Annotated in this window: 13 protein-coding genes and 1 pseudogene; 5 read left to right on the plus strand and 9 right to left on the minus strand. The window is 61.2% G+C overall.

Going from position 1 to position 13,349, the window contains the following annotated elements:
* The first annotated feature begins 386 nt into the window (after positions 1–386).
* From AWB64_RS32625 to AWB64_RS23240, 4 genes and pseudogenes are all read left to right on the plus strand, one after another.
* A complete protein-coding gene (locus AWB64_RS32625) occupies positions 387–752 on the plus strand; it encodes an Arm DNA-binding domain-containing protein (protein ID WP_060857801.1) in 366 nt (121 codons plus the stop codon).
* 15 nt (positions 753–767) lie between these two features.
* A pseudogene (locus tag AWB64_RS32755) lies at positions 768–980 on the plus strand (phage integrase central domain-containing protein); the annotation flags it as partial.
* A 24-nt stretch (positions 981–1,004) separates the two neighbouring features.
* Entirely contained in the window at positions 1,005–1,595 is a 591-nt protein-coding gene (locus AWB64_RS32630) for a tyrosine-type recombinase/integrase (RefSeq protein WP_374728645.1), read from the plus strand.
* A 339-nt stretch (positions 1,596–1,934) separates the two neighbouring features.
* Positions 1,935–2,162: a helix-turn-helix transcriptional regulator gene (locus AWB64_RS23240; protein WP_060857803.1), complete on the plus strand. Its 228-nt coding sequence runs from the start codon at positions 1,935–1,937 to the stop codon at positions 2,160–2,162.
* A 301-nt stretch (positions 2,163–2,463) separates the two neighbouring features.
* On the opposite strand, the gene AWB64_RS23245 is transcribed toward AWB64_RS23240, so the two are convergent.
* The gene (locus AWB64_RS23245) at positions 2,464–3,525 is read right to left on the minus strand and encodes a DMT family transporter (protein ID WP_060857804.1); all 1,062 of its coding nucleotides are present in this window, start codon (positions 3,523–3,525) and stop codon (positions 2,464–2,466) included.
* Positions 3,526–4,271: 746 nt separating this feature from the next.
* Here AWB64_RS23245 and AWB64_RS23250 point away from each other — a divergent pair.
* Positions 4,272–4,859, plus strand: coding sequence for a hypothetical protein (locus AWB64_RS23250; protein WP_060857872.1), 588 nt, complete (start codon positions 4,272–4,274; stop codon positions 4,857–4,859).
* 51 nt (positions 4,860–4,910) lie between these two features.
* On the opposite strand, the gene AWB64_RS23255 is transcribed toward AWB64_RS23250, so the two are convergent.
* From AWB64_RS23255 to AWB64_RS23290, 8 genes are all read right to left on the minus strand, one after another.
* Positions 4,911–5,606 carry an acyl-homoserine-lactone synthase gene (locus AWB64_RS23255; RefSeq protein WP_060857805.1) on the minus strand — a complete coding sequence of 232 codons (696 nt, stop codon included), beginning with the start codon at positions 5,604–5,606 and terminating at the stop codon, positions 4,911–4,913.
* Positions 5,607–5,775: 169 nt separating this feature from the next.
* Complete coding sequence (locus AWB64_RS23260; RefSeq protein WP_060857806.1) at positions 5,776–6,564, minus strand: LuxR family transcriptional regulator; 789 nt, start codon at positions 6,562–6,564, stop codon at positions 5,776–5,778.
* Between the two features lie 232 nt (positions 6,565–6,796).
* Positions 6,797–7,723 carry a 3-oxoacyl-[acyl-carrier-protein] synthase III C-terminal domain-containing protein gene (locus AWB64_RS23265; protein WP_060857807.1) on the minus strand — a complete coding sequence of 309 codons (927 nt, stop codon included), beginning with the start codon at positions 7,721–7,723 and terminating at the stop codon, positions 6,797–6,799.
* The gene (locus AWB64_RS23270) at positions 7,720–8,781 is read right to left on the minus strand and encodes a 3-oxoacyl-ACP synthase (RefSeq protein WP_060857808.1); all 1,062 of its coding nucleotides are present in this window, start codon (positions 8,779–8,781) and stop codon (positions 7,720–7,722) included. Before AWB64_RS23270 ends, AWB64_RS23265 begins: the two co-directional genes overlap by 4 nt.
* On the minus strand, positions 8,778–9,329 hold the full coding sequence (locus AWB64_RS32350) for a GNAT family N-acetyltransferase (RefSeq protein WP_244164172.1): 552 nt from the start codon (positions 9,327–9,329) through the stop codon (positions 8,778–8,780). Before AWB64_RS32350 ends, AWB64_RS23270 begins: the two co-directional genes overlap by 4 nt.
* 55 nt (positions 9,330–9,384) lie before the next feature.
* The gene (locus AWB64_RS23280) at positions 9,385–10,485 is read right to left on the minus strand and encodes an acyl-CoA dehydrogenase family protein (protein ID WP_060857810.1); all 1,101 of its coding nucleotides are present in this window, start codon (positions 10,483–10,485) and stop codon (positions 9,385–9,387) included.
* 24 nt (positions 10,486–10,509) lie between these two features.
* Positions 10,510–11,718 carry a pyridoxal-dependent decarboxylase, exosortase A system-associated gene (locus tag AWB64_RS23285; protein ID WP_060857811.1) on the minus strand — a complete coding sequence of 403 codons (1,209 nt, stop codon included), beginning with the start codon at positions 11,716–11,718 and terminating at the stop codon, positions 10,510–10,512.
* Positions 11,715–13,346, minus strand: a complete 1,632-nt coding sequence (locus AWB64_RS23290) for an acyl-CoA ligase (AMP-forming), exosortase A system-associated (protein WP_060857812.1) — start codon at positions 13,344–13,346, stop codon at positions 11,715–11,717. The genes AWB64_RS23285 and AWB64_RS23290 overlap by 4 nt, the downstream gene beginning before the upstream one ends.
* Between the last annotated feature and the right edge of the window lie 3 nt (positions 13,347–13,349).

Here is a 13,349-nt window from a genome sequence, read left to right on the forward strand (position 1 = left end):
GCACTGAGTTGTTCATAGCTTTGTCCCATGCAACATATCCTATTTCAAAGGTGTTGCACTTGTACCTTGAAAACGCCTGGTTTTACCGGCGTTGATGCATTCAGTGCTGACGGCCGGGCAGATGACTTCATTGCCGCTATACGCCGGACTGGTGATCGGCATCACGCTGCTCGGATGGGGAATCGGCGGCCTGATCGGCGGGGTACTTGCCGACTATGTCTCCGCCAGGAGATCTTCCCGGGACATGCCGTATCGTCCCAGAACGAACCCCGGAAGGCCGCCACATGGGCCTTCCGGGGTTTTTTCTTTTGCCGGACCTTCCCGCTTCATACCCCCCAATTGCAACCAGAAGTATGGGTAGTAGTATGGGTAGAAAGGAGGTCGACATGAGCACCAATCCGCGTTCCATCCACCGTCTTTCCGCGCTCGGCGTCGTGCGCATGAAGAAGCCTGGCCATTATTGCGACGGCGGTGGTCTGTACCTCCAAGTGTCGCCGGGGCGTACACACTCATGGGTCTACCGCTTCCGGCGCAAAGGCCGGTTGCGTGAAATGGGACTGGGGCCATTGCATGTTGTCTCGCTTGCCGACGCACGCGAACTTGCGGCGCGCTGCCGCAGGATGCTTTTCGAAGGTGTTGATCCGATCGAGGCACGCCGCGCCGAGCGCGCACAGCAGCTTGCGATGGCCGCACGTAGCCGGACCTTTGATGAGTGCACCAAGGCATTCATCAAGGCCAACCGCGCAGGCTGAAAAAACGAAAAACACGTCGCTCAGTGGGAGAACACGCTGGCCTCGTATGCTTCACCCATCATCGGAGCGCTTGCCGCACGCGATATCGATACGGCGCTCGTCGTGCGTGTGCTCGAGCCGATCTGGCAGACAAAGCCCGAGACGGCCAGTCGCGTTCGCGGACGCATTGAGTCAGTGCTCGACTGGGCTACGGTTCACCGGTACCGGGAAGGCGAGAACCCGGCGCGATGGAAGGGCCATCTCGACAAGATCCTGCCCGCCCGCACGAAGGTGCGGAAGGTGCAGCACCATGCCGCTTTGCCATATCAGGACTCGTCCGTGTTCATGAAGGCATTGCGGGCGCAGGACGGCCTCGCGGCCCGGGCGCTCGAACTGCTCATCCTGACCGCGGCCAGGACCAACGAAGTTATCGGTGCTGTGCGCAACGAGTTCGATCTGGACGCGGCCACGTGGACGGTGCCGGCGGAGCGGATGAAGGCCGAACGGGCACACCGGATTCCGCTGTCTGACCCTGCGCTTGCACTGGCGCGCCGGCTGCTTGAAGAGACGGACGGGGACTTGATGTTTCCGGGCGCAAAGAAGGGCAGGCCGCTGTCCAACATGGCCATGCTCACGGTTCTGCGCAGGATGAAACGCACGGGCCTGACAGTACACGGTTTTCGCTCGACATTTCGTGATTGGGCGGCGGAGTGTACGACCTATCCCAATGAGATGGCGGAGATGGCATTGGCGCACACCGTAGATGATAAGGTCGAGGCCGCATACCGTCGTGGCGATATGTTCCAGCGTCGCAAACAGATGATGGACGATTGGGCGGCTTACTGTGCTGAGAAGTATCGCTGACCTGGGACTGCTCAGGAATGCCAGGCCGCGAGTGATGAATGTGAACTCTCGCGTCAGCATTTTTGCGCGTCCGTGATTCACGGTAGCGCATGCTTCGGTCGCCAGCCAGCCATGCAGGAAATAGCGAGGATTTTCTCCGTCATGCGATTTCGGGGGAAGAACCGGCTCGTCGGCGCGAGGGAGTGGGTACTGCAGGAAAACCATGGGAATGCGCCGCGGGAGCGCCACTTCCGATCCGGGCAACGATTCTCCTGGCCGGACGTTTGATGTGCCAGCGCGAGCACGCTAGTCTGGCAACGTCCGTGGTGTTCGGACGACGTCATCAGGAGGGCTTGCATTATGAACGAGCACAGTGGTGGATACGAAGGCGCGAAAGCTCGTCTTATTCGCCTCCGGGAGGTGCGTGCGCGCGTGGGTCTTGGCGCGAGCACGGTTTACCGGTACCTGGCGGCGGGAAAGTTTCCTAGACCTGTCGAGATTGGCGGCGGACGGGTGGCGTGGCTGGAAAGCGAAATCGATGCATGGATCGCGAGCCGCGCAAAAGAAGCTCATGGTGGTCTAGGATAGCTGCCCGTCTGCTACTGGGAGGGTTTGCAAGATTCACGCGTGCCATCAAGGCGGCCCGACGGACGATGCGTGCCGCGAATCTGTCGCGGCTACACTTTGGTACATGATGCGTCCGGTTCTGGAGGCTCTCCATCATGCACATTTCCCGAAGGAAGGGCGGTGTCCATTCCATCTCGGCCATGAACCGCCCACGGCAAAAGGGATCGAAAGTTTGCATTCGGTTGAACAGCAGACTTACACGCCCATCCTCCGACGCACTTGGACCAGTCGACTCGATTCAATTAGCGTTGGTCCAACTCCATTAGTGGTTATGGCGGTGATGTATGTCGGGAAAGTGCGCGTGCGAATGAGTGATTGCTGTATGTCGATGGGGATGCGTGTGAGGCTCGATGCCGCCCCACTCAAAATCGTGCGCGTGTTGATGGTGTTCGTCGTGTTTGTGTGGATGGTTGTGAGCAAGAGACTCGTGGGTGTGCGTATGCTGGTGCCGCTCTCGAACGTGAAGCCAGATCCCTACGGCCATGAGCGCTGCAGCAATCCAGAAGTTCATCGACGGCGGTTCGGGCCAGATGAACAGCGACAGTACGATCCCGAATATCGGAGCAACAGAGAAATACGCACCGGTTCGCGCGGAGCCAAGATTTCGCAGTGCAACGATAAATAGGACGAGGCTCACGCCGTAGCCCGCGAACCCGGTGAACATCGCCGTCGCCGTCATGCTGAACCTTGGCAGATGTGCACCGAGCAGCAAAGCGATGGCGAGATTGACCGACCCCGCGATCAGACCTTTCAGGCAGGCAATAACCATCGCGTCATTCGTCGAAACTTTGCGTGTCAGATTGTTATCGATTGCCCATGCAGCACAGGCCGCCGCAACAAGGAGTGCGCCAGGTGCAACGCTTCCGTTATCGGATTGCCACGATAGTAGAACCCCGCCTGCAACAATCGAGACCATCCCGAGAAATGTTTGAACATCGACGTTTTCGCGAAATACTACCCATGCGAGTACTGCGGTGAGTGCACCTTCAAGGTTCAGCAAAAGCGAGCTTGTGGCAGCGGCGATTAGGCTAACGCCGAGCATTAAAAGCGCAGGACCTGCAATGCCGCCCGCTATGATCGCGCCGAGAAGCCATGGAATCTCCTCCTTTTGAATCCGACTTTCATTTTTGCGTTTACCGGCCGTCTGTAGCAGGCGTCGGACGAGGATCGCAATGGCGAGCCCGACACCGCTTCCAAGGTAAAACAGGCCTGCAACCATGAACGGAGAAACACTTCCAAGGAGTGTCTTCGCGAGCGGCGTCGTTGCACCGAAAAGCGCGGCGGCGAGAAGCGCAGTAAAGGCGGCGTTGTGGCGAGCATGCATAAAAAGGGTATTTGGAGGTTGGTGTTGCAGTGCGCTGCAACGGGCGCGGGCTATTCGGCTCGCCCGAGGAATGAGAACTAGCAACGTACCTATCCTAGCAGCGTCGCGAGCAACAAAAACCGAGCCGCCATTCCGGGTACCCTGCCCCTGTCTGGCCGCTTTAGCGCTCGTGCGCGAAATACAGATCGCATCTCCCTTCGGTGGTTGTCGGGAAGTACTCGCTTTCTGGCCGCTGGCCAGCGTGCCGGTTCGCTGGACGGCGCTCCGTTTGACAAGTGCCCTCCGGTTGGGCCAACAAAGTCGCGACACTATCCGTGTGGTGCCGCGCACCGGCGATCTTGAAAAAACGCTGTGGCATGCGAGGCATAGGGAAGTTTTCTCCGCAACAATCTCGCGCCGGCCACCGTGGGCCTATGACAGCGGGTCCTGCGTGTCTACGGCCTCGAAGGCAGCGCAGCATGCTGCATGAGGGGGCTCCGGCGATCTGGTGACCGGTGGCCAGAACTGTCCGCACTCTGCGTATTCATGCTGTTTCAGTACGGCACACCCTGCCTTTTTTCGCAGTTGATATTTTGTCTGAGAAAACCGAAAAAGGATACATGGCCGAAGCACGACGATTCCCCAGATGAGTTACGGTCACGATTGACCGGTGGTCAAGACTTCAGGAGCCTTCCCATGCGTGTTTGACAGCGGGGAGGGGTGCGGCCGGAAAGGTACAGGCATGCGCATTTGAGGCAGGGAAAATCATGAAAGAACTCAATGCATGGGCAGTCACTGGCACGGAGCGCGCCCCGCTGATGCTGTCGGCAAACGCTGCTCCTGATCAGCGTTTGCAGTGGGCCGAAACCGAAGTCCGTCGCCTAACCAAATGCATGGAGATGAAGGACCAGCAGATCTGCGAGCTACGCAAGGCGCTTGCGCATTCGGCGACTGTTCACTACTCGTTGGAAAATCGCTTGCAGTGTGAACTCGATTCCCTGCGGATCATGATGCCCGTGAACGAGTTACAAGTGCACGTGGGCAAGTCCGCTAGCGACCGGCTAGACGAGAGCCTCGTCGTGAAACTGCCCTACGTGACGTTGATACTGTCCGTTCTGTTCGATGCGATGTGTACGTTCTGGGCCAACTGCGATCATGATCATCCTCCGAAGTCTGCTACTGTCGCGCACGCGATCGACGAGCGCCTGGGCTTGAGTTCACAGCAGAATGGAGAGGCTTCGCGCAGCGGGCAGGCTTACGCATCAGCGATCAGACCGGACTGGGTGAAGGAGGCCGACAACCGGCACCATTGCCGGCCCGCGGAGATGCGCCGATGCAAGGGGCTGGTCGGCTAGACTGTCGATTGCATGTGTACCGTTCTGTTGTCGCAAACTGCGAGGGGCATGTCACCAGAAGTGCGCGGAGAAGGCGTACCCGCTATGGTGGGAATGACCCGGTAGCATGTCAGGTTCAGGGAGCCGGAGCGGCTCGAAGCGGGTGATCGAATTCAGTAGCGTGACAGGATCGCAATGGAGTCTGTCGAACGTGGCGGGATCCAGGTTGATTGAGCACGCAACGATATCGGCGCAACCTGGCGCTGATTTAACACCGGTAACGCGCAGATCGAGCCCGAAGCGTCGGTACAGACGTGCAACAGGACGCGAGACCACGCCGATCACGCGTGTCGCGCCGAACGAGAGGGCGAGCACCATTGCGTAAGGGAACAACGGCATGCCCGAGGTCGAACCGGTTCGATGGTTCGGTATTCCTGATCCTGCGAATCGCGACATCTCCCATATCGTAGGTGATGATGGCGGCGCACCGTCTTGCCCCGCAAGTTCCGGAAAAATCTCACGCAGCAAATAGGGTCCTGTGGTGGGCATCAGCCGAGCGCATCCACAAACCTTTTCGTCTGCGGACAGTGCGACCAGATGAACGGTGCTACCTCCGTCGAATTCATCCCACTCGCTCGTGGCATGGGCGGACACGCCGGGTATTTCCCAGTGCAGGCGCTGGACAAATACCCTGTGACGGAAGGCTCCAAGATGGCGACGGATATCTGATGGCAGGTCTTCAAGCCTGCCGGCAACGATGGATGACATGGGCTCCTCCTCCTGGTGTTAGCCGTTGACGCAACGCTATCAGCGCGTCTGCGGCCCAGAAACTCAGAGCTTTCGGAGGGTGTCGGTTAGTACGCGCAAGCGCGCACTGCCGCATGTCGCTGGTATGACGACGGGCAGGCCATGCGGTGGAACTGGAGGCCAAACAGACTCAGGGTTTTATGATGCCTTGTACCGTCGCGTGGACAGCGGCGGCCGTCCTGCTGCGGATGTTGAGAGCCTCCATCGCCAGGTCGATGTGGTAGTCAACGGTATAGCGGGAGCGTCCGAGGATCTCGCCAATCTCGGCTGAGGTTTTCCCCCTGGCGACCCAGGTGAGGCATTCGAGCTGACGCGGTGTAAGCAGGTGGGCCGCTTTTCTCGAACGTATCAGCGCGAGGCGATGTAGTTCGAAGTGAAACTGCGCGCTGATCAGATATACCAGCCGGGAATTGATTGTGTTGTTGACGGAGTGCAGAGGGCCGGACAGGTTGAACAGCAGGATACTGCCATCGGACTGGTGGACCGGGATGCTGAGCCCAGCGCCTAGGCCGGCCTCTCTTGCTTCGTCGAGCAGACGCCGCTCGGCTTTGCTCAAACCGATGATGTCGTGCCACCGGTAGGGTGCCGACTGGAGGAACGCGGCCCTATGTACGGGGTCGATGGACGCGTAATCACTACGCTGATAGTGCCGCACCCAGTCCTGCGGGTAATGTGAGCCGATCATCTCGAGCGCCGTTCGCCGGGTGCAGGTCGAACGGCTCCGGGTAACGCGGCTGATAACGTAATGTGGGAAGCCGAGTTTCCCAGCCGCATGGCCGAAGGACTCGACGAGGGAGGGAATATTCGCGGCAAATGCAAGACGCATGACCGGTGCTGCCGCGTCAGCTTGCAGACGATCAGATCGAAGTGACGGCCCATGCTGGCCTTCGTTCGAACGGCGGCGAGAGACATGTTTCATATTTGCTATCCCGACGCAGCCCCCAGGGTCTGGAACGCCAGGTGCCGCAAGAGAACGAGGCCCGCGCGCAACGACGGTGAATGGCCAACTGGACGCGTACTATGCACCCGCCCGGGTACATTTGGCATTTATTATAGTCTGGAGATAGGGGGTCGGAGATTCATGTAACGGATAACAGATATACCCACTGCGAATTAGTTGCAGATGGACGAGAGGCGACCGCGTCACCACGCTAACGGACTAGTAACGCCGCTGCTGAAAACCCACCCACGCCGCGTGCAAAAAGCAGGAACGGCCTGCCGGGAATCAGTTCGTCGCAGTCGGCCAGATTGACGAACGCATCGCTGACGGTGACGTGGCCGATCCGGGCAAAATTTTTTGTGAACAGCCGCTCATGGGGGAGTTGAAGGGAGGCGACCAGGCGGTGCCACGTGGGTAGATCCAGGTGGTGAGGCAAGATGCGCTGGATATCGTTCAGTGTGCAGTGTGCCTGCTGGACTGTCTGCCTGATGAGGCCGCGCGCCGCGAGGAAATATCGCGTTGCAAGGCGCTGTTCGTCATTTGCCAGGACCCCACGCCAGCCCTGGCCGCTGGCATGCGTCGCGATCGCGAGCAGGCGGTTGATAGTGGCGTCGCGCTCGATGAATGCAGCGAACGCACCATCACCCAGAATCCCCTCTGCTTTCATTAATCTTTCCGATTCGAGCGGCATCACGTCAGCGCCAACAAGCAGCACCCGGTTTATGTGGGGCCGGGCGATGAACATCGCGCGTATTACGCGCAGTGCGCCAAGAGCGGATGCACAATGCTGCTGCGCGAACGAGAAAGCCTCCGCGTTGGTGAAGCCGAACTGCTCACAGAGCAGGCCGGGCAGCGACTGCGGTGGTGGCGCGACGCTGCCCTGGAGCGTGTGCACGTAGACGATGCAGTCGACTTCACGAGGCGCGATACCGGAGGCGAGCAGAAGACGCTGGATAGCGCTGGCCGCAAGTCCAATTGCGGTCTGTCCGTTCGCATTGCGGTAGTAACGCATCCCGGCCCGCTCCAGGTTCTGCACGGTGGCGGTCCTTTGCCGGGTTCGCTTTCCCCAGTCCCGGACGTCGTCGACACGCTGGGGAAGATGAAAGGCGACGTGCGGTATGCCGAGATCGGGGATCATGGGGCGGACCGGACATCGTCCTGCCAAGAGAGGAAGGGTGCGCCGCCCGCCTCCAGCAACGCAGTGCCGACAAAGCCGCCGATGCCATAGCCCCAGAGCAGCATGCGGGGGGGCCGAAGACAGGCGGCGCGCCGGAGTGCCTGTGCCAGCCGCACGATGGAGTCGGCTGCGCCGAGATGAATGCTGACCTGGTGCAGTACCGTGGCATCCGGACGGCCGAAATGCCCACGTACTGCATCCGCGAGCGACGGTACGCACGGTTGTCCGACAATCTCATCAATTTCACGGTGACGAAGGCCGTGTCGTGCGAGGAGGAAGTCGATCATCGACAGCAGGGTGAATGTCCGGGCATCGGGGACTCCGGTGGCGCGACGCCTGACGTCAACCGGAACGTGCCGGACTGCGACATCCAGCAGTTGCAGGCCACCTGTTGCGCCGCCGGTTCTTTCAACAAGCACCGCGCCAGCGGCGTCACCGTGGACCATATCCGGTCCGTATAGTCTGGAAAACGGTGGACTCCACTTCTCTGCCGCGACGATCAGTATCGTGTGGACGTCCGGTTCAGCGATAAACAGATCGGAAGCAAGCCGCAATGCAGTGAATGGCGACGCACCATGCTGCTGGGAGACCGAGAAAGCAAAGCATGGTGTGCCGACCTCCGCACAAAGCCGCCCGGCAACCGTCGTCGAAACGTGTTCGTCGAGGCTGCTGTGACAGAAGGCGATGACATCGATCGGGCGGGCATCCGGCAGGCGCGTGGCGCAGATCGCGTGTACCACCTTTGCGGCGAGTCCTGACAGATCCATACCGGTTTCGACTGGTATCGAACAGGCCCGGTCGGGTAGTGGAAAATCGAAATGTACCCGCGGCGAACCACCGGTTTTCCCACCTGGCCACGCTTCGAGCCAGTGCCCGTGGTCGGGATGCCATGACTTCGCCCACGCATCCCAGCCGGAATGCCCGGTCGCGCGCAATGCTGACTCAATCGCGGCCCATTGGGACAGCGGTATGGCGTCCGGCACCCAGGCCGTCACTGCGGTGATGACTGGCTGGTTCATGCGCGATCCCCGGCTGACCTGGAGCCACTGGAGAGATCGGATGGCAGCAGATCGTAGAGGACGCGTCCAAACCGAGATCCATGCATGACGTGGCAATCACGCTGCAGCCCGATGAGGCGAAAGCCGATACGCTCGAGCAGACGCCGGGAGCGTACGTTGGAGTCCACAGCCCATGCAGTGATGCTGTGCAACCGGTGGGTTTCGAATACGTCGCGCAGTATTTCCGTGGAGGCTAGACGCGTCATGTCCGTGCATGCCGGGCGCCGGCTGTCGCGCAGTACCCAAAATGAGCCGGTGCCAAAAGCATGCGTGAGATCACTGACGGCCACCAGTCCGCTGGGGACGTTGTGGCCTTTGGATCCGAAGACGCGGAGACGGTGTCGACCGCTTTGCATCATGAGTCGCAGAGCGAGTACGGGAAGCGCCTGACGACCCTGCCCGAAGTCGAACCAACGGATGATGCCCGGATCGGCGAGCCAGGCAGCAATGTCACTGACATCATTACCGTCGGGTTCACGAAGCCAGCATGAACCGGATTCTCCGCCCATCTGGCGAGATCCGTCAGTCTGGTGTGCGGGTTCTGACGGCCCCTGGCTGCTCACGTTAAATCCCCTGCTGGCGAGTGTCGGGCGCAGTGAGCACGCGTAGCCCGGCTTCGAGCTCCAACAGCAGCATCGCAAACCAGTGCACCGTCTGGAAGCGCGCGGCTGGCGGCAGCCCCTGCACGTAGCCATGGCCGCCGCAAAGCTGCACAAGCTCGCGCACAATATCCAATGCCTCGGTGGCAACGTGGCGCGCCATTGACCGTACCATTTCGATCTGCGCGCGCGTGTCCTGTGCTGCGACGGACCGGAGAAAGAGGTGGATGGTGTAGGCCGAGATGAGCATGTCGGCGAGCCGTACGGCGACGAGCTGATGTGCGGCGAGCGGCTTGTGAAACGTCTGCCGGGAGGCGCTGTATGCGAGGGCGAAGTTCACGCCCTGCCGGACGGCTCCCGAAAGCAGTGCAGCGAGGTAGGTTGCAGCGTCGAGAAACCACTGGCGCACCGGATTGCCTTCCGGGATTGCGCCTTCGGGCACGACCAGACGCTGCACATGGGCTGTTGACGCTGTGGTGTATCGTTCGATGGAAAGTGCGCCGGGCAGCGCAACGGCGGCGAAGCCCTGAGTGCCCCGTGCTGCAGGCAGCGTCACGAGCACGAGCTGTGGACGTTCACCGTCCATCCGGACCATCATTGCCTGCGAGCATGCATGCTGGCGCAACACCCAGAAACCCGATGTATCAACGTCGGGGATACCCGGTGCGAGCGATGTTGTGCCGTCGAAGTAATGCTGGATATCCCGGTCAGGTAGCAGGTCAAGCGCATCGCATTCGCGCAGCGTCATCAGCGCGGCGCTGCTGAGTGTCAGCTCGGCGGCCCGCTCGAGCGGGCCCGCCGCGAACTGTTCAACGACAAGTGCAAGGTCGTGCCGGCTGATACCCATGCCGCCGGTCTGTTGCGGCAGGATCATGGTCGCGAGGTCTAGCGTCGCGGCGAGCCGGACCGTTTCGCCCCACCGGGCGGAATCTGGCTGACTACCCAGCAGTGGCTCGAGGCGCTCACGCGCAAACTGTCCTGCGGCCACAACCAGGCCCTGCTGGTCGTCGTTGAGTGCCCAGTATCCCGGTGCGAGGTCCGCGACGACGGATTCACGGAATAGCATGACGTTTCTCCGGATGTTGTGGTATCACACGAGCATTTCCGCGGGTTCGGGGTGGCTGAGGAAATGCACCGGACTCGCCGAACGGCCATAGGCACCCGACTGCTTCACCACCACGAAATCCCCGATGTGCGCGTCAGGAAGTTCAACGTCGTCCGCAAGACGGTCGAGCGGCGTGCAGAGGCACCCGACCACGTGACACCGCTCGCGTGGTTCGCCGTCGGTACGGTTCCCGATCACGATCGGGAAGTTTCGGCGCAGGACCTGGCCGAAGTTGCCGGAGGCCGCCAGGTGGTGATGCAGTCCGCCGTCCGTGATGACGAATGTTCTGCCGCGCGACACTTTCCGGTCGATGACACGGCACACATAGATGCCTGCCTCCCCCACGAGGTAACGCCCGAGCTCCAGGATCGGCGTCGTTCCGGGCAGACGTTGGCAAAGTGGTGGCAGCCAGTCGTGCATGGCTTCGCACACCGCCTTTACATCGAGCGCTGTTTCGCCCGGAAAGTAGGGGATGCCAAAGCCGCCGCCGATATTGACGAACTGCAGTGGCTGCGGCAGAGCGCTGGCGAGGCGCAGGATGAGGGCTGCGCTCTGGCGCTGGGCTTCGATGATGGTTGGGGCATGCAGGCATTGCGAGCCCCAGAAGACGTGGAATCCCGCGAGCGCGACTTCCCGCGTTTCGAGCTCGCGCAGCAATGCCGGCACTTGATCGACATCGACGCCGAAGGGCGTCGCACCGCCGCCCATGCGCATGCCGCTGTGTCCGACCTGAAAATCCGGATTGACGCGGATCGCCACGTTGGGCTGCACGCCCAGCTCCCATCCGAGCGCGGTAACAAGCCGCAACTGGGTTTCCGACTCGACGTGAACATTGACACCGCTGGCAACTGCGCGGCGCAGGTCGTCGTGAGACTTCCCTGGTCCGGCAAAGCCGATTGTGTCCGCAGCGGCGCCGGCATCGAGCGCCAGCGCCATCTCCTGCGCAGAGGCAACATCGAACCCGTCGACCCGTTGGGCCAGGTAGTGGATCACGGCGGGCATCGGATTCGCCTTGATCGAGTAGTGCAGCTGCATGACGGACGGCAGCAGGCTGCGCAGTTCTCGCACGCGGATGTCGATTGCAGAGCGGTCGTAGGCGAAGAACGGCGTACGCCCGGCGCGGTCGGCCAACTGGCGCAAGTCGATGCCGCCGAACTGCAGCCCGGGGGACCGCCTGATGAAGGTGAGGCTCATGATGGTTTCTCCCCTGGATCGCGCGCCAGCGAGGCAAGCCCGGACGACGCAACGCCGGATGATGCAATCTCCATACGTAGTGCTGTCCGGTCGAATTTCCCGTTGGGATTGCGTGGAATATGTGGATAACTAACGATGTGTCGCGGAACCATGTAACGCGGCAGGTGCTGCGTGCACCAGTTGCCTAGCGCTTCGACGTCTGAATCACCGGTCAGGACGACGAGTAGCACTACGGCTTCGCCCAGCGTGTCATCCGGGATGCCCAGCGCGACGGCTTCCACAACAAGTCCACTTGCGTGGACCGTTTCTTCGATCTCCTCCGGGCTGATCCGGTAGCCCGAACTCTTGATCTGGGCGTCGTTGCGGGCAATGAAATAGAGAAAGCCGTCGATGTCGAACCGTACAAGGTCCCCCGACCACACTGCCATATCACGTGCCGCGCCACCCGGCTTTGCTTCAGGAGAAGGGCGGTAGCGTTGCCCGGTGCGTACTGCATCGTTCCAGTAGCCGAGCGTGACGCATGCGCCGACATGCACGAGCTCGCCTGCTTCGTCCGGGGCGCACGAGGTACCGTCCTCACGTACCACGAGAATCCGCGCATTGGGCACCGCCTTGCCGATCGAGTCGGGCCGACGGTCAACCTCGGCAGGGTCGAGGAATGTGGAGCGGAAGGCCTCCGTCAGCCCGTACATCAGGAACGGCGTCGCCCGCGGAAACAGCGCGCGCAGTTTCTGCAGGACAGGCAGTGGAAGGCGACCCCCGGTGTTCGCGAAGTAACGCAGAGTATTGCGCACCCCGTCTGGCCAGCTTGTGCCCGTGAGCTGCATCCACAATGGCGGCACACCGGTGATCGCAGTAATGTGTTCGCGCTCGCACGCGAGGACAGCATTGTGCGCCGTGAGGTAGTTCAACATCACCGCTGTCGCGCCTGCCGACCAGGCCGAGGTCAACTGGCTGAGGCCCGCATCGAAGCTCAGGGGCAGGACGGCAAGAATGCGGTCCGATGGATCGTGCCGCAGATACTCAGCGACGCTCCAGGCGCCTTCGAGCAGGTTCCGGTGGCTGAGCATCACCCCCTTGGGCAATCCCGTCGAGCCGGACGTATAGAGGAGGGCTGCGAGGTCGGTGTCGATACAGGTTGCAGCCAGGGCCGGCACCAGTGCGTCGTCGGGGCTGGTGATGGCGTCTGGCCAGCGGTGAACCCTGAGCCCGGTCGGCTGATCTGAAGGAGCCTGCTCTGGTTCGTCTACTAGGATGACATCGGAAACCGGCGCAGTGCCCGCAGCGACCAGGGAGCGGGCTCGCAACGCGGTGGTCACGAGGCACCGGGCGCCGCTGTCACGAAGCACATGGGCCACCTGGTCCGGTTTCAGGAGCGGATTCACCGGAACGAACACGCACCCGGCGGCACAGGCGCCGAGTATGGACACCACGGTCTCGATTCGCTTGTCGAGAAAGATGGCAACGCGTTCGCCTGGGATCACCCCGTGGGAAGACAGGGCCTGTCCGAAAGCATGACTGCGCTGCAGTAGCTGGCAGTAGGTGAGGCGGACATCACCGCACACGAGCGATGGCGCATCGGGTGTGCGGCGCGCAGCCGACTGGACAAGATCGAGGAGGTTTCTCATGGC

The sequence above is a fragment of the Caballeronia sordidicola genome, assembly GCF_001544455.2.
In the GTDB taxonomy this organism is placed as follows: domain Bacteria; phylum Pseudomonadota; class Gammaproteobacteria; order Burkholderiales; family Burkholderiaceae; genus Caballeronia; species Caballeronia sordidicola.

Coding starts and splice junctions, on each gene's coding strand:
- AWB64_RS32625 (WP_060857801.1), top strand. CDS start 387: ATGAGCACCAATCCGCGTTCCATCCACCGTCTTTCCGCGCTCGGCGTC.
- AWB64_RS23240 (WP_060857803.1), top strand. CDS start 1,935: ATGAACGAGCACAGTGGTGGATACGAAGGCGCGAAAGCTCGTCTTATT.
- AWB64_RS23245 (WP_060857804.1), bottom strand. CDS start 3,525: ATGCATGCTCGCCACAACGCCGCCTTTACTGCGCTTCTCGCCGCCGCG.
- AWB64_RS23250 (WP_060857872.1), top strand. CDS start 4,272: ATGAAAGAACTCAATGCATGGGCAGTCACTGGCACGGAGCGCGCCCCG.
- AWB64_RS23255 (WP_060857805.1), bottom strand. CDS start 5,606: ATGTCATCCATCGTTGCCGGCAGGCTTGAAGACCTGCCATCAGATATC.
- AWB64_RS23260 (WP_060857806.1), bottom strand. CDS start 6,564: ATGAAACATGTCTCTCGCCGCCGTTCGAACGAAGGCCAGCATGGGCCG.
- AWB64_RS23265 (WP_060857807.1), bottom strand. CDS start 7,723: ATGATCCCCGATCTCGGCATACCGCACGTCGCCTTTCATCTTCCCCAG.
- AWB64_RS23270 (WP_060857808.1), bottom strand. CDS start 8,781: ATGAACCAGCCAGTCATCACCGCAGTGACGGCCTGGGTGCCGGACGCC.
- AWB64_RS32350 (WP_244164172.1), bottom strand. CDS start 9,329: ATGGGCGGAGAATCCGGTTCATGCTGGCTTCGTGAACCCGACGGTAAT.
- AWB64_RS23280 (WP_060857810.1), bottom strand. CDS start 10,485: ATGCTATTCCGTGAATCCGTCGTCGCGGACCTCGCACCGGGATACTGG.
- AWB64_RS23285 (WP_060857811.1), bottom strand. CDS start 11,718: ATGAGCCTCACCTTCATCAGGCGGTCCCCCGGGCTGCAGTTCGGCGGC.
- AWB64_RS23290 (WP_060857812.1), bottom strand. CDS start 13,346: ATGAGAAACCTCCTCGATCTTGTCCAGTCGGCTGCGCGCCGCACACCC.